19 protein-coding genes are annotated in these 18835 nt (G+C 61.6%); 1 reads left to right on the top strand and 18 read right to left on the bottom strand.

The annotated features are described in order from the left end of the window. Positions 1 to 3 precede the first annotated feature (3 nt). From M3465_RS15980 to M3465_RS15960, 5 genes are all read right to left on the bottom strand, one after another. A complete protein-coding gene (locus M3465_RS15980) occupies positions 4 to 2337 on the bottom strand; it encodes a relaxase/mobilization nuclease domain-containing protein (RefSeq protein ID WP_249502755.1) in 2334 nt (777 codons plus the stop codon). Beyond that, positions 2324 to 2917, bottom strand: a complete 594-nt coding sequence (locus M3465_RS15975; protein WP_093363074.1) for a transposase — start codon at positions 2915 to 2917, stop codon at positions 2324 to 2326. The genes M3465_RS15980 and M3465_RS15975 overlap by 14 nt, the downstream gene beginning before the upstream one ends. 519 nt (positions 2918 to 3436) lie before the next feature. Next, the gene (locus M3465_RS15970; RefSeq protein ID WP_093363073.1) at positions 3437 to 3643 is read right to left on the bottom strand and encodes a hypothetical protein; all 207 of its coding nucleotides are present in this window, start codon (positions 3641 to 3643) and stop codon (positions 3437 to 3439) included. A 538-nt stretch (positions 3644 to 4181) separates the two neighbouring features. Then, complete coding sequence (locus M3465_RS15965) at positions 4182 to 5174, bottom strand: nucleotidyltransferase family protein (protein WP_249502754.1); 993 nt, start codon at positions 5172 to 5174, stop codon at positions 4182 to 4184. A 155-nt stretch (positions 5175 to 5329) separates the two neighbouring features. After that, on the bottom strand, positions 5330 to 6259 hold the full coding sequence (locus M3465_RS15960) for a DUF2493 domain-containing protein (RefSeq protein WP_093363072.1): 930 nt from the start codon (positions 6257 to 6259) through the stop codon (positions 5330 to 5332). Positions 6260 to 7172: 913 nt separating this feature from the next. On the opposite strand from M3465_RS15960, the gene M3465_RS15955 reads away from it, so the two are divergent. After that, positions 7173 to 7679, top strand: coding sequence for a hypothetical protein (locus M3465_RS15955; RefSeq protein ID WP_249502753.1), 507 nt, complete (start codon positions 7173 to 7175; stop codon positions 7677 to 7679). Between the two features lie 49 nt (positions 7680 to 7728). Here the strand turns inward: M3465_RS15955 and M3465_RS15950 are convergent, their stop codons facing one another. The 13 genes from M3465_RS15950 to M3465_RS15890 form a co-directional block, all read right to left on the bottom strand. Beyond that, complete coding sequence (locus tag M3465_RS15950; RefSeq protein ID WP_249502752.1) at positions 7729 to 8694, bottom strand: toll/interleukin-1 receptor domain-containing protein; 966 nt, start codon at positions 8692 to 8694, stop codon at positions 7729 to 7731. Between the two features lie 19 nt (positions 8695 to 8713). Further along, the gene (locus M3465_RS15945) at positions 8714 to 9604 is read right to left on the bottom strand and encodes a reverse transcriptase family protein (protein WP_093362909.1); all 891 of its coding nucleotides are present in this window, start codon (positions 9602 to 9604) and stop codon (positions 8714 to 8716) included. Then, positions 9601 to 9906, bottom strand: coding sequence for a helix-turn-helix transcriptional regulator (locus M3465_RS15940; protein ID WP_037240913.1), 306 nt, complete (start codon positions 9904 to 9906; stop codon positions 9601 to 9603). The genes M3465_RS15945 and M3465_RS15940 overlap by 4 nt, the downstream gene beginning before the upstream one ends. Positions 9907 to 9951: 45 nt before the next feature. Beyond that, positions 9952 to 10119 (bottom strand): hypothetical protein, encoded by a 168-nt coding sequence (locus M3465_RS15935; RefSeq protein WP_156108168.1) that lies wholly within the window; start codon positions 10117 to 10119, stop codon positions 9952 to 9954. Positions 10120 to 10558: 439 nt separating this feature from the next. Beyond that, positions 10559 to 11140 (bottom strand): rhomboid family intramembrane serine protease, encoded by a 582-nt coding sequence (locus tag M3465_RS15930; RefSeq protein WP_249502781.1) that lies wholly within the window; start codon positions 11138 to 11140, stop codon positions 10559 to 10561. A 148-nt stretch (positions 11141 to 11288) separates the two neighbouring features. Next, positions 11289 to 11825: a hypothetical protein gene (locus M3465_RS15925; RefSeq protein ID WP_245758954.1), complete on the bottom strand. Its 537-nt coding sequence runs from the start codon at positions 11823 to 11825 to the stop codon at positions 11289 to 11291. Positions 11826 to 11981: 156 nt separating this feature from the next. Continuing rightward, complete coding sequence (locus tag M3465_RS15920; protein ID WP_093362910.1) at positions 11982 to 12710, bottom strand: DUF736 family protein; 729 nt, start codon at positions 12708 to 12710, stop codon at positions 11982 to 11984. 124 nt (positions 12711 to 12834) lie between these two features. After that, positions 12835 to 13140, bottom strand: coding sequence for a hypothetical protein (locus tag M3465_RS15915; protein WP_093362923.1), 306 nt, complete (start codon positions 13138 to 13140; stop codon positions 12835 to 12837). 16 nt (positions 13141 to 13156) lie between these two features. After that, the gene (locus tag M3465_RS15910) at positions 13157 to 17431 is read right to left on the bottom strand and encodes a strawberry notch family protein (protein ID WP_249502751.1); all 4275 of its coding nucleotides are present in this window, start codon (positions 17429 to 17431) and stop codon (positions 13157 to 13159) included. A 103-nt stretch (positions 17432 to 17534) separates the two neighbouring features. Beyond that, positions 17535 to 17687, bottom strand: coding sequence for an antitoxin PaaA2 family protein (locus tag M3465_RS15905; RefSeq protein WP_043754116.1), 153 nt, complete (start codon positions 17685 to 17687; stop codon positions 17535 to 17537). Further along, the gene (locus M3465_RS15900; protein WP_009819683.1) at positions 17677 to 17841 is read right to left on the bottom strand and encodes a hypothetical protein; all 165 of its coding nucleotides are present in this window, start codon (positions 17839 to 17841) and stop codon (positions 17677 to 17679) included. The genes M3465_RS15905 and M3465_RS15900 overlap by 11 nt, the downstream gene beginning before the upstream one ends. Before the next feature lie 94 nt (positions 17842 to 17935). Then, the gene (locus tag M3465_RS15895; protein WP_127657639.1) at positions 17936 to 18454 is read right to left on the bottom strand and encodes a type II toxin-antitoxin system YhaV family toxin; all 519 of its coding nucleotides are present in this window, start codon (positions 18452 to 18454) and stop codon (positions 17936 to 17938) included. Further along, positions 18451 to 18777: a type II toxin-antitoxin system PrlF family antitoxin gene (locus tag M3465_RS15890; protein ID WP_249502750.1), complete on the bottom strand. Its 327-nt coding sequence runs from the start codon at positions 18775 to 18777 to the stop codon at positions 18451 to 18453. Before M3465_RS15890 ends, M3465_RS15895 begins: the two co-directional genes overlap by 4 nt. Between the last annotated feature and the right edge of the window lie 58 nt (positions 18778 to 18835).

Here is an 18835-nt window from a genome sequence, read left to right as displayed (position 1 = left end):
CGCTCAATGGACCTGACCCCGCTCGGTTTCGCCATCCACGTCTGTCGCGCGGTGTTTTTCATATTCGGTGTCGGCAAGATCATCGACCACCTGGCGCAAGGCCTCCGTGTTGGCCGTCGCTGCATCCGATTGCAGGTAGACCTTGGCGACATAGAGCCGGTCGAGGCGGTCCTCGAGAACCTTGTCCAGCGCATCGGCATCGCCGGATGTGAGCCGGTCGAGTTGGCGAACGTCCAGCACCCGCGCGATCTCGCCACGGAAGGCGTCCCGCTCCGCCTCGGTCTCGAAGGGCGCGGATAACTCCCCCGCCCGCTCATGGTCCAGGACACGCGCAATCTCGTCTGCGAAGCGGTCGGACCGGTCAAACTGCGGTGCAGTTTCACCGCGGGCTGCGAGGAGTGCGTCGCGCGTGCCAAACCCAAGCCCGTCGCGCAACTCGGTTTCGCGGCGGACCTGATTGATGGCCTCCGTGTCGCGTATCTCCACAACGGCCGCATAGGTCGCGCCAAGCCCGCGGGCGAGGTGGGACGGCATGTCCGGATAGCGCTCCGAGACGTCATCCGCGACCGCATCTGCAACAGGCGTGCGGAGGTCGCGTGCCTCCATGATCCGGTCGACCTCGCGGGTGATTTCGCTGGCGCGGGCCGCATCGGTGATGGTCTCCCTGTAGGGCTCAGACCGGTCGATCACATCGCCAGGACGTGCGAGCAGCTCCGGATGTGCCTCGAGATAGGCACGCTGCTCCGTCTCGATCCGGCGCTCCGCCCGCGAGACAACCTCTGGGTCCCGGTCCTCGATCTGCTGCGCGGTCAGGCCCTCTGCGCGCATCTCCTGACGGATTGTCCCTTCCATCGCCCGGACCGCGCCCTCATGATAATGGAACCGCTCGCTGTCCGTTTCCGTTTCCATGACGCCATCCCGGCGCAGCACGTTTTCCCGTTCCAAGAGCGTGCCGAGCGCGACATGCACATCGTTGAGACTGTCTCGCGCCTGTTCCAGATCAGCGCGGCGTTCAAGGTTCAGATCGCGCGCCTCGGCCACCTTGGAGAGATCATTGGCGATCCATTGATGCTCGAGCGCGGCGCTCGAGGCCCCGGTCTCGATCCGGGCCACCACTTCCGATGTGCTGATCCCGGTGCCCCGTAGTGCGGTGTCTATGCGCGACCGCAAGTCCGGCTCGGCCAGACGGTCCAGCCGGCTGGTGTCGATGTTCGCCTCGGAATAGATCCCGCCCTCCGAGGGGGCCTCTGACAGCGTGGATGATCGCAAACCAAGTGGCTGCATGTGCTGGACCTGCGTCTGGATCTCGATGAGGCGTTTTTCCAGCACGGGACGTTCCGCGTCAGACTTCTCAGCGATCATGCCCTGCACCCGCGCGAGCTTCTCGGCATAGAGGCTTCTCAGATCCTCGAAACTTTGATCCTCGGCCATATACACATCTCCTGTTCGGTCCACCTGCCCGCCGCGCGCCAGCACTTCGCCCGCGCGGAAGAGGGCTGCGGCAATATCCTCGCGGGCTTCACGCGAAGCCTCCGCGGCAAGCGAGTGATAGACAGTTCTGGTGTTGGCGATCTCCGCCAGCGTCCGCGTCAGGTCCTGCCCCACACGCTCCCGCTCAACAGGCGCGCGGCCCTCTTCTTTCGCAGCGTAGACCTCGCTTGTGCGGGCCGGGTAATGCACAACCCCGCGATCCACCCGCCGCGTGGCTTCCAGGCGCACACCGTACTTCTCGGCCTCCTCGACCATGGCGAGGCGGAAGTCGTCATAGTTGAAGCGATGGTTGCGCCCCAGAAAAAAGAACTCGCCTTCCTGCGAGCGGCGGTTCAGCACCAGATGCGCATGCGGGTGATCGCGGTCCTCATGCACCGCGATGATGTAGTCGAAATGCCCCTCATCGGTCTGGAAGAACCGCTCGGCCACGTCCGTCGCGATGTCGCGCACATCCTCCCCGCGCGTGCCGATGGGGAAGGACATGAGCATGTGTGTGGTCTGGCCCAGCTTGGGCTTGAAGCCCGCATCCCACCGTTTGGCAAAGCGCTCGGTCAGGTCCTTGATGTCACCCGCCTCGAGCTTCGTCTTGCCATCCAGAAACCCACTGCTGTCCACGATATGGGTCGACTTCGTGGTGAGGTAATCGAGCTGGTTTGAGAGCTGCGATTTGGTATGCGTACCCCCGCCCCGGATCGCCTTGAAGACCGCCGGACGGTGCCCGGCCGCCGCGCGCACAAGCTGGCTCTGCTTGGCCACGTGCAGCCCTTGCATCGAGCCCCGGACGCGGCTCCAGCCGTCCCGGAAGACCTCGCCCGTGACGGCGTGGACGGCATCATTCAGCCGCATGGGCAAACTCCCTCAGCGCGGCCGTGGCCTGCAGTTGTATCGCGTCCCGACGGCGGCGCAGAAGCAGATCGATCTCGTCCGCAGAATCCAGGATGAACCGCGCCAACCCGCGCATCTGGGCAAGGCGCAATTCGGTGAACTCGGCACGCGTGCCCCCCGCGGCCCCCTTCCCCATCCGGTTGGCCCGCGTCATCTGCTTGGCGATCTGCGCGACCCCATTGCCGACCTCGTGCAGTGAAGCGCGGTAGCGCGCCATCTCTGCCGCCATCTGCGCGTCCGGAACGAACACCCCGCCTGCCGCCTGAATGAGCCGCCGCAGCCCCTCGGCCCGGCTCTCGATCCCCACCTTCGCCAACACCGCGTCGAGGGCTTCAAGCTCCGCGGCCGTCACCTTCACACTGACGGCGGAAACCGGGATCGCAGCATCGGTCTGGCGCTCGGCATCGGCTTTCAAGACGTAGCGCACGGCCCGCGATGTGACCTCGAAACGCTCGGCCAGCTCGGCCGTCGACACACCCTCCGCGGCCTCGCGGACGATCTGCATCTTCTCGATCTCTGTCAGGCGTTTTGTTCGGGACATGCGGAAGAAAGACCCCCTATTTCCTGCCACCTTCCACCAAGGCTGCCCCTACCTTACGATAATATACCTAGCTGTCAATTATATACTTACGTCGCCTTCAGTCTCAGGCAGCCTTGGTGTCCGCTTCACGCCGCGGCCCGCAGGGCCGCGGCTCTGCCGCCTTCACCACCGGGCGACCCACCTGTCCTAGGGGTCCCGTCCGCCAGCCCCGCCCGAGGGTCTGGCCGAACACGCATGTGTTCGGACGGAACCGCGTGCGGGCGCAAACCCCACCGACAGGGCGGACAGGCAGGGTCAAGGAGGGCCAGATTTGGCTTGCCAAATCTCTGCCGCAAAAACCGAGAGGCCCTGGCCTGCCGGTTTTTGTGGATGGCCCCCTTGAGGCTGACTGGCCGGTCTGTCGCGGCCTGATCATTTCGGGCGGAGTGCGTCCGTTGAACGCGCAGGGACCGGCATCCCTGGAACAGGGATCGGGCCGCCCCAAGATCGTCCTGGGGCGGCCCATCCTCGTCAGAGGATTTAGTCCTGGGGATCTTTCGCGCTCGGCGGGAACATCACCAGCTCCGAGACCGCGACCGGGAAGTCGAGCTTGAGGCTGAAGAACTCCGATCCGTCCCCGTTGCGGGTGTTGCGGAACATCGCACCCACGCGCTGAAAACGGGTGCGCTCCTGGCCATCGGTATCGGTGAAATTGACGGGGACGGTGGCGACGTAGTGATTGGTCATTTGGGTTACTCCTTGTTGCGATGGGGATCACCCGGCACGGGGGCAAGAGGCCCGGTCGCAAGCGCAAATGCGGAGGGTCCGCGGCAAAGGCGTGGAAGCCGTATTTGTGCTTGCCGAAGCGCAAGCTGAGGGCACGATTGGGCCGACCCCGTGCGATCCACATCTATGAGCAAAAAGGAGAGACCCGGATGACCCTTGCCATCACGCAACCGCCACCATCCGCGTCCGCGTCCCGTCGAGCCTGGCCGGGGTGCTGACGGAGCCCGCCCGCGTGGGAGCTATGTTCCGCAACACCACCCGAGGGTTGTGCAGGTCTGCAGCCTCAAGTGCGACGTCTCGACCCCTCGGTCTTGCGCTGCTGACGATGTGCGATGTGCGCACCATCCCCAGCCCGTACCGATGCGGATGGGCCGAACTCTGACGGACCGGGTAGAGGGATGACGGTGCTGGACGCCGTGAGATGCAGATAAGTGTGACCGATCGCACGCGCCATGAGATATGACGAAAGGACCGCCCGAAGGCGACCCCGTTATGGCCATCACGCGCCCAAGCTGTCGAGCATCCCCCTGGTATCAGGCATTCGCTTCAGCGAGTTGCCGATGTGTTCCCGCCAGCGCGGCCCAACCTCCATTGCGGTGGCATAGGCCCGAGCCAGATCATCGGGCCGGTCCTCGGCCATCGCTTCGATAAGGAAAGCCGCCTGCTCGCGGTCCTTCGCGGATTTCAGGCTTCCTGCCCCATCGCGGCGCCGGTCGGCAATGATCAGTTTGTGGACTGCATAACGCTCCGGGCGGGGCACCTGCACCAGAACGCCGGATCTATAGATCGCCGCCGCGTGGATCGGCTCAGCGATCAGGAAGTTGAGATAGTTCAGTCCTTGGGCGTTCACGCCCAAGGCTGGCAGATCACGGAGGGTCTCATCTCCGAACGCCGGTGTGAGAAACTCGACCAACTGGCCGCTGCCACCCTGGGCCCATCGCCATGTCCGACCTTGGTCAAGAGATGGCAGAGGATCGAATTTGAGCGCCGAGAACGTCTCGGCAAGACCCGGGTCGACCTGATCCTGCAACGCAACGCTGAGCTTCTCGAACTGCGCGATGTCGATGTCGCCAGTATTGGCCATACCGCCAATTGGCAGACGGATACCAAGCTCGCCTTCATAGAGGCGAAATGCATTGGTTCCGACGATGGTGCCACCCAACCGGAATGTCCCTACTGCGGCCATGGCCGACAGGATGGACCCGGTTGCCCGGTCGGTGGGGGTCATGCCTTCGGCGCGCAAGAGGCGGACAAGCCGAGACCGTTCCGCCTGCCGATCCTTGGCGGTCGAGCGCAGCTCCTCAATCCGGTTGATACGTGCACGCGTCTCGTCACTGTCCTCGCCGATATAGATGAAGCGCATCTCGGTGCCGACACGCCGGGCTGCGTACCAATAGGCCTTGTCGCCGCGCTCCTTGAGAGTCGGCTTGCCTTCGACACCGGACAAAGCGTCGTCCTTCAAAAGACGTACCAGATCGGTATAGGCGCTCATCGCGATGCTGCTGAGTGGAGTCATGCCAATCATTTCCAAGTTTTGCTTGGCACACATATACCTATCAAAACAGGAAAATGCTAGGCAAAGCAATTTGGGCCCCGCCACGCGCATGAGAAACAACGAAAGGGCCGCCCGAAGGCGACCCTCGCAACTCACGTCTCCGCAGTTTTCTTCGCCGGGTCCGCAACCCGCATGACCGTCAGACCTTTCGCTTCCGCCTTCTGCCCGAGGTTCAGCGCGACCCCGTTGCCGCCGAAGAGGACAACCCCCGTCGCCGCGAACTTGTCGTCGAGCATTTCGTCGTTGCACTTGAACGGTGCCGCCCGCCCATGCGCGGACCAGCGAGGATCAAAGCGCGCCTGTGCGACGCCGCGTGCCCGGGCCCACCGAGCCGCAATCATCTCCGCCCCGTACTTGCCACCCTTGTGGCAGAGGAAGATCTCCTGGTTGCGGTTCTGCTTAATCCGTTCGCAAACCTTGTCGAGCGTGTTGAAGATCACATCGACATCGGTCCAGTCGGTGGCGCCTGAGACGATCAGGGGCACCCCCTCGACTTTCGACTTCTCGGCAGTCTCGCGGTCGTGCTGCTCCAGGAGCTGCCGTGCCTCGAAGACCGCCCCGGTCTCTTTCGCCCGGACGCTTGCGCGCGAGCCGGCTGCCGGGATGTAGGCGTGGCCCGTCTCGATCTCGTAGCATTCCGCCGCTGCCTCGCTCATCACCTCGATGGCGCTGACAATCTCGCGCAGCTGCACAAAGCGCGCCTGCGCCTCTTCGAGCGCGGTCTCGGCGATCTCCGATCCGTCGTGGGATTTTGCCAGCGCGCCGATCTTGTCGGCGGTGCGGTCGACCTCCTTGCCAAGCGCCACCTTGCGGCGCTGCAGGATCGTGGCGAGCCCATGGGCCAGCGGTTCGATTTCCGCCTCGAGCCCGGTTGCGCGCAGCGGCCCGAGCAAAGCCTCGAAGCTCTCGCGGATGATGCGGTCGGTCAGGATGTGATCTTCCGGGATCGGCAGCTGCGCGTCCTTCTCGGTCAGTCCGAAAAGCTCGATGGTCTCGTAGGTGTTTGCTGTGTCGTAAGCCATGTCTGGTCTCCAGTATTCAGTTCCAAGGCCACCACGTGAGTGTGGGGCATGGCCGAATGCCTGGTTTCCGAATCTGCCCGGGTCAGGGACGGCGCAGCCGCCGGCTTGCCGGGCGCAAAAGTTTTCCGAGCGCGGCATCCGACACATGCGCGCGCTCACGCAAGGGACCGCCCCATGCCACAGGCCCCGTCCTCGCCGAAAAGTTTTGCGATCCTTGACGCGGGCTGATTTGGGGGCCATCCGGAGGATATGCTTCCGCACTCATGTGTGTGTGTTTTGACGGTAGGTTTGCCCGACACGAGCAGGCAAACGGCCCGACCGGACGCGGCAGACGGATGGAGCGGCGGGATCGTTTTGGCCTCGGGCCAAAACAGACCAGAGCGCAAACCGGCGGAGCGGCCGGGGAGGGACGTGCTCGCGAGGCGGGCAAACCGGGATGCCAGGCGCAACACCGCGGTGAGGCCGCATGGCCGAATGCGCGACGGACCGAAGGGCCGTTCTCCCCTGCGACACGCGAAGCCGAGCTGGGGAGGCCGCAAGGCTTAGCCCAAGGTTGATGTGCTGGCGACGCCGCTGCCGACTATAAGGATTACTTTTCCAAGCATTCGACGTGATGGGCGAATTGTGGTCATTCGTTGCGATCTGCGCGAGTCTGTTTAACGCAAGTACCTGGCAACCTCCTCTCACGCGGCGCCCGCTCGAGGATTTGGATCCGCTGAATCAGACCTAGCCGCCGAGGCATTGGCGTGAGATATAGGGGCAATAGAGGGTAGGTGGTAAGCCACGCATTTTTAGTTGGTCGGCTACCATTCGCACTATGTCAGTTCTCTCTACGTGCGTTCGGCCAGTAGGATGAATTGGTCTCAAGAATCGACTCAAGATGCCGCATGTAAATAGAAAGTAACGTAGTATCATGGAAGTTCTGTTCTCAACAAATCTCAAGCCAATGGCCGACTTAGAAGTGGGAGAAATCGGTCTCTGTAACTTTGGCAGAGGGGCAGAACTCGCCATGCTTGTTGTAAAACTCGATGAAGACCTTGGCTTCGCGACACTGAATGGCCAAGGCGACGACCTATTCAGTATTCACTATGTAGATCACAGACCTGACCTCTGCCTCTCGTATGGCCAAGACTGGAAACTGGTGCTCGACCCCGCTGGAGATATCCAAGTGGGAAGCTACGCCTCACCTGAAATTGGCGACATCGTCATGTGGAACGGTGCCTTTGGCTTATGCGCATTTCAGTCCCGAGGGCCTATGAGGAACAAGATCAACTGTCCACTGGCAGGTACTAAACCCGACAGATCGCCCATCGAAGCAGTATTTAGGTCCTGGAAAATTGTCCTCAACGAAAATGATCCCGAGACTGGTCTCGCGCCCGTAATCTTCCGCCATTCTGCCAAGAAGATTTCGCAACCTTGATGGACGCATCGTCAAACAAAACCAGACACCCCTAAAGTTGCTGATGCGGTTACTGAAGTGGCTTCACAAACATGTGCCAATAAGTTTCTGCCGCACCCTCGAACGTCAGCTTCTGGTCTCTGTTTTGGCCAAAGTGTGCCATCCCCATACTCCGCAGATACAGGGTTTGCTCATCGGCCTCGACGGTTAGGTTCTCATTGAACCCGTTGGTGTCTGCATTTTCGGTCGCAGTGTAAGCAATGCCCCCCATATGCCGCCCCCCCATGAACACGGTGCAGCGGCTAGCAGACTGACCGTTATGGTAGGCAACAGCGCTGAAGCGATTTGCGTCAAGCCTGCGGAACGACCCGTCAATCTCGGGATTGCGAGCCGACAATTCAGAAAGCGAGTTCTCGAAATATTTTGCCATGAACTCAAACGCCTCGGTCTGGAAAGCATCACGATCACGGTCTGTGAACGTTTTGGCCACCCGCAGATTACTTGACCGGATCACTTGAGCCGGTGTCGATCTGTTGACTGACTGCGTGTTTTGCATGATGGCAGGTGCCGCTGACTGCTTGGTGACCGATTGTGGACTACCGATGCGCTTTGCTGCCGCCTGAACGGCTTCGGCGACGAGACGGAACGCATGGTCGATGTCCGGCCATTGCGTGACCGGACGACCGTCCGTTGGCGTGGCCATCAGCTTGCCGAAGGGTGCGCCATGCCAGAGGCAATCGCGCAGAATGACCGGGATCACGATGGCCTCTCCCACCTTATGCCGTTCCAGTGCACGAGTCATCTCGATCTCATAACAATAGTCAGAGTTTAGAAAATCCGGGCTTACCAGCAGCAGGATGATCTCATCGGCTTCAATGTGCGCGTCGATCTTACCGGCGAAGTCCTGCCCCGCCTCAATCCGGCGGTCGTGCCAAGTCTCTATCAGGCCTTGACGCTGAAGGATTCTGAGCTGGCGTTCCAGCTGGTCTCGTAGTGCCTCGTCAGCGTGGCAGTAGGAAAAGAAAACCGTCGTCATGTTAACCCATCATTGAAAATCAGTGTGCCTGGTTGCGCGCCAGGATTTGCTGCTCGGTGCCTTCACGCCCCATGAGAGAGGCCATCTTCTTAGCCTTCTCGTATCCCTCGGGAAGTTTCGCGATCTCTGCCCTAAGTTTATGACGTTCTAGGTGCTGAACGTTTGGCATGAGAAGCGTTTGATCTCGCACCACCACGCCCGTTACGACTACCGGCGCATTAATCTGACCGATTTCCTTTGACGCTTTGAAGCTGTGACCATGGTGAGCAAGCCGCTCCTTGATCGCATGAACCAGCACCCCGGGAACGTTTTGCCCAGAAACTGTTATGTCATCGACATACACGCTAACCTGGCATCCGGCATCACGGGTCAGCTGATCAATCTCGTCCCACATGTCAGCGTAGGCCCAAAAGGCCAGCGATGGGCTGGCAGGGCTTCCGGCTGGCAGAACCCCGTTCAGCGTTGTGAGATCAAGGAGGACTTTCACTACGTCGGGAGGGCACCCAAGATATTTTCCTAAGAACCATGCTACCTTGCTGGCTGTGCAGCTCGGATAGAAATCTTCGATGTCGAGAAGATGGAACGCTGCTGCACCGCGATGCCGTGCGGCATTGTCGATGTTCGAGCGACCGCGCACTGGCGACATCAGGTAGTCCGGAGTTTTCACCCGCAGCAGCAACTCTCCGATCCGCCGTTGAATACGCTTCAGATCGCCCCGTGGTGCAAGGACAGGACGGAATGTTCCGTCTTTTTTCTTCTTGCGCAGAGGCTTGTAGAGATCGGGTGCGGCCTTCAACTCAGCAAACTTCTCAGAACTGGTCTGTAATAGTTTGAACAACTTTTTGCGTGTGCTGCACCGATAAAGGGCACATTGATCGAGGGCATAGGACTTGTCGCGGCGCTTCGTCATGATGACGCTCGCTTCCGCTCGATCATCCTCAGAAAATCAAGTATCTTGTCAGCGACAACCCCACGCGCTTTCTCGATAGCGCCCGGCGTCGTGCCTTCTGTCAACTTCTCGTCAAAAAACCAGATCGAACTGACTGGCAGATCAAACTCTTCGGCGTATCGTGCAACGATTTCCTGACTTGGCACTTTCCGGCATCGTTCGATATCAGAAAGGTGCGATTGGGAAATATCGAGGCGTTCCGCCAACTCGTTCTGTTTCAGGTCATGGAAGACCCGGATCAATCTCAGTGCTTCACCTAGCATTCTCGGTCCTCCTTTCGCCAAATGCGAACATTAAGGGTCGCGCGGTTAGTCGCCGGACAACCGGGACAGCCATTCGATGAGGTCAAAGAGTTTCCCCATCCCCCAGGCTACCCAGAATGCGCCCTTTAACAGGCGAGACTTCCACGTCGGCTTGCGCTTCCGTTTTGTCTCGCGTGTCCCACGCTGGCTGATCTCGTCGGTGTCGTAAGCCATGTTATGGCCTCCTCTGCTGGCCCTGCCGCAGGATTGCGAAAGGGTGTCGCCACCAGCGCGAGGAACGGAGAGACCGTCCTTATCCCTTATGCTGGCCCCCCGGGGTCGCCCGGGGGGCCGCCGCCCCGCCGCCGCCGCCACAGGGGCCGCTTGGGGGGTAGGCGTCAGAGGGAACTAGCCCCTCCACGGATCGGTGAACCGACCCTAAGTACAGCGATTTTATTCCGAACCGAACCGAAGCCCGGCATACCGATAAGACATAGATAGGATCTTCCTTGCGCGATACAAGATCGCTGTAGGCGATTTTTTTTGCAACTTCCCTAAGGGACACCGTTACGAACGAAGACGCCGTCACCGAGGCCCTGAAAGTCCAAGAAGGTCGCTTCCGGACCTTCGCTGTATCCGTCACCGATGTCCGGTTTTGGCCGAGTGCATTGCTTCAGTCCAGATCGACCCCGCCGAGGCGCGGCGCATGTACATGCGTTCGGACGAGTAACGCCGCGGCCGCGCCCGCGATGGCGCCGAAGAAATGCGCCTCCCACGAGACGCCAGGTTGGCCCGGAAGAACGCCCCAGAGAATGGAGCCGTAGAGCAAACCGACCACCAGTGCCGCGCCCAGCGTGATCAGTGAACGATCCACGAGGCCGCGCGCGACGAGGAAGCCAAACCAGCCGAAGACGAGCCCTGACGCGCCGATATGGATGGCCGAGCTTCCGAACAGCCAGACAAGACCGCCGCCGAGGCCGATCACCACTGCGGTCACCGGCAGCAAGGCCCTCGTGGTCGTTGCCACCAACAGCCCACCCATCACCAAGAGCGGCGGCGTATTTGCCATAAGGTGCGCGAAACTTCCATGCAGGAGGGGCATGGCGATGACACCATCCAATCCGCTTACGTGACGGGGGATCAGGCCGAAGGCCGGATTCAAGCCGTAACCGATAATCCAATTGAGGAGGTGAACCGCCCAGAGCAGTGCGACAAAGGCGACAAGCGCCGCGGCGCGACGAAAGAAGGCGCGCATGTGATCCCGGTTCATCATGTTGGCGACAGTAGACGTCACCACAGCACCTTCAACGGCTTTCGCGCGCTGCACAGGATGCCACCTCCAAGAAAGGGGGTTTGAGGCGGCCAACCTCGGTACGGCTCAAGCCAAGAGAATGGCTCGGATCTTACACGGTGTTTCCCGGACGAAAGGGCTGCGGTTCACGCTCGGGACGCTTCAGGGCTTCGGCGTATTTGCGCGCATTGTCATCGATCGTGTTGTGCCAAAGCTTCGAGACGAAGGCCCGGGCGTCTTGGACTGTCATGTCTTTCAGCGAAGAGGACAGCGCCATGAAAAGCTCATCCTCACTGATTGCAGCGGCACTGTGCATGGCGTCCGCGTAAAATGAAGGGTCGTTCAGGACCTGTTCGCTTAGCGGCATCAGCGCGAGGTTCTCCTCCGGGATCGCCATGAAGATCGTGTCCTGAACTTCGGTCAGATACGCACGCCGCGATGTGGACACCGGCTTTCCCGCCGCCTTGGCCTCCAGAAATGCCTGCCTTGTCCTGTCGAGCTTTGCCCTTGCATGGATCATGATGACATCACGCTTGCGGTCAAGCAGCGCAAATCCGGTGCAACGCTCGATATGAGCAAGAAGCTCTGCAACCTCTGCTTCTACATCAAAGCTCTCGAACCACGGAGCTTTTCCTAGTCTCGCCACCATGCGCCTACCTTCGTCCATTCGATAATATATTATCGTATATCATATTCAGCAGATCGCAAGCAGATGGCGCCCGTCATGCAGCCAAACATGGAAAAAGGGGAACCGTGATCCCACGGCTCCCCTTTGGGTTCAGATCGTCTCGCCCTCGCGTGCCAATTAGGCGACCAACGACAGCCCCGTGCCTGCGTCCTGCGGCTGCTCACCGCTGTCGATGAACGGGATGATGGAGAAGGCCTGCCCGCCGCGCTGCTCTTCGTTCTGCACGGCGTTCACGCGCAGGTCGCCATCGGGCGTGTTGATCAGCAGCGACAGGTAGTCATTGCCCGTGCGGCTGCTTTTCGCCATCCAGGCCGAGCCGACGCGGATCGGTGTGCCCCGGGGCGAGCTGACCTCGATACGGTAATCGGGGTGGGTTTCCTCGGATTTGTAGCTGTTCTCGATCAGCATGAACTCCAGATCGAACATCATGTTGGCGATGTAGCCGGTGAAGGCGTTGTCGGCGTCCATGGCGGTGAGCTCCCCCGAGATCGAGCCGGATTTCATCAGGCCGTTCGAGACCAGAGGGATGATCTCGAATTCGCCGCTTTGGGCCGCGCGCGCCTCTTTCGTCTGCACCGCGTTGACCCGGAAGGGGCCCAAGCCGACATCGATTTGCATCGAGATGTAGGGGTTGCCGCTGGTGTTGCCGGTCTCGTTCCAGGCCGTGCCGATGCGCACCTTGCGGCCTGATTTGTTGACTGCCGTCACGTCAAAATCCGGGCTGCGTTCGGACATCTTGGCCCGCGCCTCCAACTGGATGGCGATGTCAAAGCGCGTCGAGTGGATCATGCCGGTGTACTGAGCGGCTGCGGTCTCGACATTGCGGGTGAGGGTTCCTGCGAACATGGGATGTTTCCTTTTGGATTGGCCGGTGCCTGACGTCCTTGCCAGCGCATCCGGGATTGCTTTTTCGACCCCTCCTGGGATCACAAACCAGAAAGCTCGCTTTCCTTTCTTCCCAACCTTCAGTTCAGCGCTGTCGCCTGAGAGATTGTGCCACCTCCCCGCCGGGTACGACGCCCCTCCCCTGCCCGTCTGCTCTCAGTTGGCTGTCCTGGCTCTTCTCGTCGCCACCCTCCGGTCCAGCGATAAAGAACTCTGCTTCCTCCCCGTTCAACCGCTGCCCGCTCCGGTCGGTCAGCCCGATGGTGCTGCCGTTCGGCTCAAACGTAATCAGGTATTGGCCGAGGCTGTCCTTGTGCACGCGGTAGCCGGTGTTGGCCCAATGCACGGTCCGACCGGCATCGATGGCGGCTTTGATTTCATCGAGTGTCAAGATCTTCACCCCTCACCTATTCCGCTGCCACTGAAGCCACGTCCCGCGTGGCGTCTGGTCCGGTTCCAACAATCCGGGCCAGAATGCTTCCCGTGTCGATCCCGTCCCCATGCGGCAGGAACACCCGCAACTGGAAGGCAATGATCTCAGTGAAACACCCCATGACCTTGAGGCCTTCGATCATGCCCTTGTCCGCGCCGCCAAGCTCGAGGCGCATCTCGCCTGCGACGCGGCGACGGGTCAGGGTCAGACCCCGGCCCAGATCGACCGGCGCGGTGGTGCCGAGGGCGGCGGTTAACATCTCCTGCGGCGTTTGCGGATTGGAGACGAGGAAGCGGGCGCGCAGCGCGGCCGCACCTTCCTCGCTCAGCGTGCGCCCGATCATGGCGGCCGCCCCGTCCGGCGTGACCCTGTAGATGCGTTCATTCGTGGTCGGAATATCCTTCCAGATCGGCAGCAACAGCCCGGTCAGCAGGTAGAGCCTGGTCGTGGTGGTTTTTGGCAGGGACGCAGCCTCGGCATCCCAAAATCCTGCAAACTCGGGCCTGTTGATCTCTTCCCAGGCCGAGGACTCGAACCGCGCCTCTTCGAGATAGCTCGACCCGTTTGGCCGCACTACCTTGCGCATCAGCGTGACGATGTCCTCGTCATACATCTGCATGGGCCGCGCCGAGATGAGCGCTGCGCGGCCGGAGGCGCGATTGACCATCGGCAGCTTGTCGGGATTGCGTGAGAGGGCCTCTTCGGCACCAAGGACGTGCACCGGGTCCGTCACCTCAAGTCCGATGATCCGCGTGACCGCACCGGATTTCGGGCAGGTCCAGAGATCCTCGGTGGAGACCTGTTCGATCTTTTCGCCGCGCAGGGTTTCGACGCCGAGATCGAGCGTGCCCGCCGCGCGCGCCCGTTCAGTCTGATCGGCAATCCGGCGCATGAACTCGGCAAAGAGCGCGTTCTGAATGTGGATGGGCAGGGCCAGAACCCGGTTGAGAAACCGCTGGATCGGGGGAAGCTCCTCGAGAAGCACAGCGTCCTTGTCGATCAGTCGCAGGGCTGTCCAGTCGTTGAAGCTCTCGTAGCTCATCGCCTCGGCGCGCCCGGCGGCAAGATCGGCGAAATACCCACGCAGAGCCGCCCGCGCGATCGGGCTTTCGAGATTGTCCTCCTCGCGGAACATGCCTTGCGAGCCGGTCTCGCGCTGGCCCTTGGTCAAGGCCCCCAGCTGGTCGAGGCGCTTGGCGATCGTCGAGGTGAAACGCTTTTCGCCATGCACATCCGAGGTGCAGACCCGGAAGAAGGGCGCGCTGACCTGAGCCGAGCGATGCGTGCGCCCGAGCCCCTGGATGGCCGCATCCGCGCGCCAGCCGGGCTCCAGAAGATAGTGCCGCCGCCGCTTCTGGTTCTTCGCCGTTTGTGCCGCATGATAGGACCGGCCCGTCCCGCCCGCATCGGAAAAGATAAGGATATCCTTCTCGCCGTCCATGAAGGCTTGGGTCTCGGATGAATTGCTGCTGGCGGCGCGCTTCTCGATGAAGAGATGACCATCCTCGGCCTTCAAAGGGCGGATGGACCGACCCGTGACCTCTGCGACGGCCTCGTCGCCAAAAGCCCAGAGGATCTGATCGAGCGCCGAGGGGATCGGCGCCAGCGTCATCAACTCCATCATGGCCGCATCGCGCAGGGCGAGCGCCTCGCGCGAGACGACGAGCGCGCCGGTCTCATCCCGCAAGGGTTCCGCCACCATGTTGCCGTCAATCTCCACGAGCTTTTGCGCATGAATCGGGAAGGCCTGTTCGAGGTATCCCAGGACGTAGTCGCGCGGCGTTAGCGCGCCCTCGACCAGCTCGTCCTCCGGGTCCATCGTCTCAAGCCGACGTTTCAGCAGGCTTTCGCCTGTAGAGACCACCTGAATGACGCAAGCCTTGCCCGCCGCCAGATCGTCCGCGATGGCGCGGATGATGGTCGGGGCCTTCATGCCCATCAGCAGATGATTGAAGAAGCGCTGCTTCGTGCTCTCGAAGCGAGATTTGGCCGAGGAGCGTGCGGCCGAGGCATTAGTCTCTCCCGAGGCGTCGTTGACGCCGGTCGCTGTCAGCGCGGCCTCGAGATTGTGATGGATCGTCCGAAACGAAGTCGCGTATGCGTCGTAGATCTCGATCTGGGCCTGAGTGAGCGCGTGTTCGAGCACGTCATACTCCACGCCGTCGAAGCTGAGGGCACGCGCCGTGTAGAGCCCGAGCGTCTTGAGATCGCGCGCGACCACTTCCATGGCAGCGACACCGCCGGCTTCCATCGCAGAAACGAAGCTCTCGCGGCTTGGGAAGGGGTATTCGGGGCCCTGCCCCCAGAGCCCCAGCCGCGCGGCATAGGCGAGGTTGTGGACGCTCGTCGCACCCGTGGCCGAGATGTAGAAGACGCGAGCGCGGGGTGCTGCCAGTTGCAGCCGGAGGCCAGCAAGGCCCTGCTGGGAGGGTTTGACCCCCCTGCCCTGCTCCGATCCGGCCGCGTTCTGCATGGCATGGGCCTCATCAAAAGCGAGGACGCCGTCGAAATCTTCGCCCATCCAGTCGAGGATCTGGCTCAGCCGCGTGGTGCCGCATTTGCCCGCGGACCGCAGCGTGGCGTAGGTGACGAAGAGGATACCGTCGCCCATCGGGATGGGCTGGTCCGGTTTCCATTTGGAGAGCGGCTGAATGTCGGCGGGCGAGCCGCCGAGATCGGTCCAGTCGCGGATCGCGTCCTCGATGAGCGTCGCGGATTTGGAGACCCAGATCGCCTTCCTGCGCCCGGCCAGCCAGTTCACGAGAATGAGCCCCGCGCATTCGCGGCCCTTGCCGCAACCGGTGCCGTCGCCGAGGAAATAGCCAAGGCGATAGGCTCGTGCATCCGGGTCATCATCGGCGCGCGTCAGCTTGGTCTGGTCGTCATCGATGGTAAACCGACCGGGCAGATCACGCCCATGGGCATCATGCGCCATGATGATGGTCTCGAGCTGCGCCTCGGAGAGATCTCCCTCCTCGATCAACCGTGCGGGCAGGCGCAAGCCATCACGGCCCGTATTTGAGGGCATGGGCGGGGCAACCGAGGCCATGGCGATGCTTTCGACGAGCGGCGTGGGATGTTCTTGCGCACCCGCGATCTCGATCCGTTGCGGACGGTAGCGCGCATATATGTCCGAGATCGGCGTGTTGTCGCGCGGGGTCTCAAGTCTCGTGAAAACTAGCGGGACAACGGCATTGGCCCGGGGTTTGGAGGCGGCGACAGGCGCAGCGGCGGTCTTGCGCGGAGCAGAGGATGGAACGGTCGGCCGCGCAGGAGTAACCGCTGCCGCCCGTTGGACGGGGCGCATCTCAGGCCGGGTTGCGGCCACGGCGACGACAAAAGGAAGGGCTTCATCCAGATCCCGCACAGGGACGCGGATCATTTCGCCATCCTCCTGCACCTTGTCGAAGACCATGAGCTGGGTTTCGACAGAGGTGCCGAGCTTGCGATAGACCTGTCCCGGCATCGTCAGCGCCAATCGCGGCGTCAGGAGACCGCAGGCGCGGGACCAATACGCGGAATCGCGTTCGGGCGTGAATCCTGGCGGCATGATCGCCACCAGCCGCCCGCCGGGTGCCAGACGCTTTGCAGCCGCGATGAGATGCTTGGCGGCGATGTGCTTGTCTCGGGAGCGATCGACCGAGGAGGCGAAGGGCGGATTCATCACCACGACGTCGGGCAGAACGGGCGACTGCAGCAGATCGTCGATATGCTCGCCGTCATGGCCCGTCACCTCGCCGCCGAAAACCGCGCGCAGGAGGCGCTGGCGAAAGGGGTCGATCTCGTTGAGCAAAAGCATGGCACCGGCCCGGGCGGCGAAAGCGGCCAGTGCACCGGTGCCCGCCGACGGCTCCAGCACGGTCTCGCTCTTGCGGATCGCCGCGGCCCGCACCGCCATGGTCGCGAATGCCAGCGGTGTGGAAAACTGCTGCAGCCGGATCTGCTGCTCTGACCGGCGCGTTTCCGTCAGAAGCCGTGAGGCAAGCAGCTTTGCGGCGGCGATGTCACCTTCGGCGCCGTCCCCACGCAGCAACACCTGGATAGCCGCAGCCTGCATCAGGTCATATGCCATGCGCCAGTCCCAGGCACCGCCGGCATCGCTGCCATGAAACGTCTCGCGCATGATGCGCGCCAGCGCTGAGCTGCGCAGCGGATGGAGGTCGATCTCCGTGCCGATCTGCTCGAGGGCAGAGGCGAGGTCAGGGTGGGAGATCGAGAGAGCCGGATTTGCCGGTTTGGGCTTGGTCATGGGGATTTTCCTTTGGATCAGGGTCTGAGTTCCAAAGGACAAAAAGCCCCCTTTCGCTTTTCAGGGTGACGGGGGTCAGACCGCGCCGACCTCAAAGGCTTGGTCAGGACTTGGGTTCGACCTGCCGCTTCGCATCAATCAATGCCTGTGCGGCCTGCATCACCTGAACCTGAGATGTTCCCGAGCGTGCATCCTCCAGCGCGGCCTGCACCTGCGCGCAAAACCACGTGTCATAAGAATTCGCTTCAGCGGCCACGGAAATGCTCCTCGAGCCCGATATCCAGCAGCTTGCCGAGGTCATCGGGCATGTCTGCAACGCGTACAGCAATTGGGAAACGGTGCCCCGTCAGGTCAGGCGCGCATTGCTCCTCTAGACCGAGGTGCTGCCTATCCTTTTCCGTCTCATTCATTGTGCTTTCTCCGACCGCATTATCAGCCGATGCTACATCTTCGAGCGTGGCGTCGTAAATGATAATGCCAAAGGGTCATAGCAAGCTGGCCCACTTACCGATCGGGCACCGCTTCAAGGGATTTCTCGAACCGCTTGCCTGCCGCTGCAGCTTCTTTCAAGAGCGCGTCGAAATTGTCAGGTGGATTGCCATCTTCCAGCATTCCTTTGAACGTCGCATAGGCGTCCGTCTTGCTGCCGTAGGCGCGCAGGGTCTTGTCGTCGTTCACCCAGGCCACCACGATGACCTTCGCATCGCTGTTGAACCGATAGAACAGCCGATACTGCTGGAAGAATTTCGCCCGGAACCAGTGCTTGCGGTGATCGCCGAGTGTGCCGCCTTGCCGGAAGGCGGCGGCACCCGGATCTGCCGGTATGGCCTCGGTGACCAGCTTGAAGATGGCGGCCAGCCGTTTCGTCGGGTTTTTCTTGCGCCATGTCTTTGGATCGCGTGCCTTACGCGCCTCGACTTCCTCGATCAGCCCTTCGAGCTGGTCCAGAAAGAGCGGATGCGCATAAATCGACCATCCGTTTACGACAAGGGGCGCTTGGGCGGGCACGCTATCGCCGCTCATTCATCCTCGAGCGATAGCGGCGCATCGAGATCGACGTCAACGTCTCCGACCAGTGCTGCAAGACGATCATGCAAAGCCCCATCGAACGCCCGAATGCGGTCCGGATGCGCCTTGATATCGGCCTCGACAAAATCGAGAAAAGCTCCGAGCACGGGATCATCCTCGTCGCTGCGCACGGGCTCGATATAGACCCTACCACTCGGCTCGGTACAGTAGCGAATCTGGTCGCCCTTGCCCAGCTTGAGCTGCTTGCGCACCCCCGCCGGCACGGTCGTCTGATACCGATCCGTGAGTTTCGAGACATCTTGTGCGAGCGCTGTCATGGCAGTCTCCTGAAGAAAAGGGGCTTTGCTGCCCGCGATAGGTAATGCATTTGCATTG

Origin of the sequence: Marivita sp. GX14005, from assembly GCF_023370775.1 — a bacterium.
Classification (GTDB): domain Bacteria; phylum Pseudomonadota; class Alphaproteobacteria; order Rhodobacterales; family Rhodobacteraceae; genus Marivita.
This window is presented reverse-complemented; position numbering and strand designations above follow the sequence as displayed.

Bases quoted from the DNA above. Each gene is read 5' to 3' on its own strand.
- M3465_RS15980 (WP_249502755.1), bottom strand. From the start codon at position 2,337: ATGCGGCTGAATGATGCCGTCCACGCCGTCACGGGCGAGGTCTTCCGG.
- M3465_RS15975 (WP_093363074.1), bottom strand. From the start codon at position 2,917: ATGTCCCGAACAAAACGCCTGACAGAGATCGAGAAGATGCAGATCGTC.
- M3465_RS15955 (WP_249502753.1), top strand. From the start codon at position 7,173: ATGGAAGTTCTGTTCTCAACAAATCTCAAGCCAATGGCCGACTTAGAA.
- M3465_RS15910 (WP_249502751.1), bottom strand. From the start codon at position 17,431: ATGACCAAGCCCAAACCGGCAAATCCGGCTCTCTCGATCTCCCACCCT.
- M3465_RS15935 (WP_156108168.1), bottom strand. From the start codon at position 10,119: ATGGCTTACGACACCGACGAGATCAGCCAGCGTGGGACACGCGAGACA.
- M3465_RS15920 (WP_093362910.1), bottom strand. From the start codon at position 12,710: ATGTTCGCAGGAACCCTCACCCGCAATGTCGAGACCGCAGCCGCTCAG.
- M3465_RS15900 (WP_009819683.1), bottom strand. From the start codon at position 17,841: ATGAATGAGACGGAAAAGGATAGGCAGCACCTCGGTCTAGAGGAGCAA.
- M3465_RS15960 (WP_093363072.1), bottom strand. From the start codon at position 6,259: ATGGCTTACGACACAGCAAACACCTACGAGACCATCGAGCTTTTCGGA.
- M3465_RS15950 (WP_249502752.1), bottom strand. From the start codon at position 8,694: ATGACGACGGTTTTCTTTTCCTACTGCCACGCTGACGAGGCACTACGA.
- M3465_RS15940 (WP_037240913.1), bottom strand. From the start codon at position 9,906: ATGCTAGGTGAAGCACTGAGATTGATCCGGGTCTTCCATGACCTGAAA.
- M3465_RS15930 (WP_249502781.1), bottom strand. From the start codon at position 11,140: ATGCGCGCCTTCTTTCGTCGCGCCGCGGCGCTTGTCGCCTTTGTCGCA.
- M3465_RS15970 (WP_093363073.1), bottom strand. From the start codon at position 3,643: ATGACCAATCACTACGTCGCCACCGTCCCCGTCAATTTCACCGATACC.
- M3465_RS15945 (WP_093362909.1), bottom strand. From the start codon at position 9,604: ATGACGAAGCGCCGCGACAAGTCCTATGCCCTCGATCAATGTGCCCTT.
- M3465_RS15925 (WP_245758954.1), bottom strand. From the start codon at position 11,825: ATGGTGGCGAGACTAGGAAAAGCTCCGTGGTTCGAGAGCTTTGATGTA.
- M3465_RS15895 (WP_127657639.1), bottom strand. From the start codon at position 18,454: ATGAGCGGCGATAGCGTGCCCGCCCAAGCGCCCCTTGTCGTAAACGGA.
- M3465_RS15890 (WP_249502750.1), bottom strand. From the start codon at position 18,777: ATGACAGCGCTCGCACAAGATGTCTCGAAACTCACGGATCGGTATCAG.
- M3465_RS15965 (WP_249502754.1), bottom strand. From the start codon at position 5,174: ATGAGCGCCTATACCGATCTGGTACGTCTTTTGAAGGACGACGCTTTG.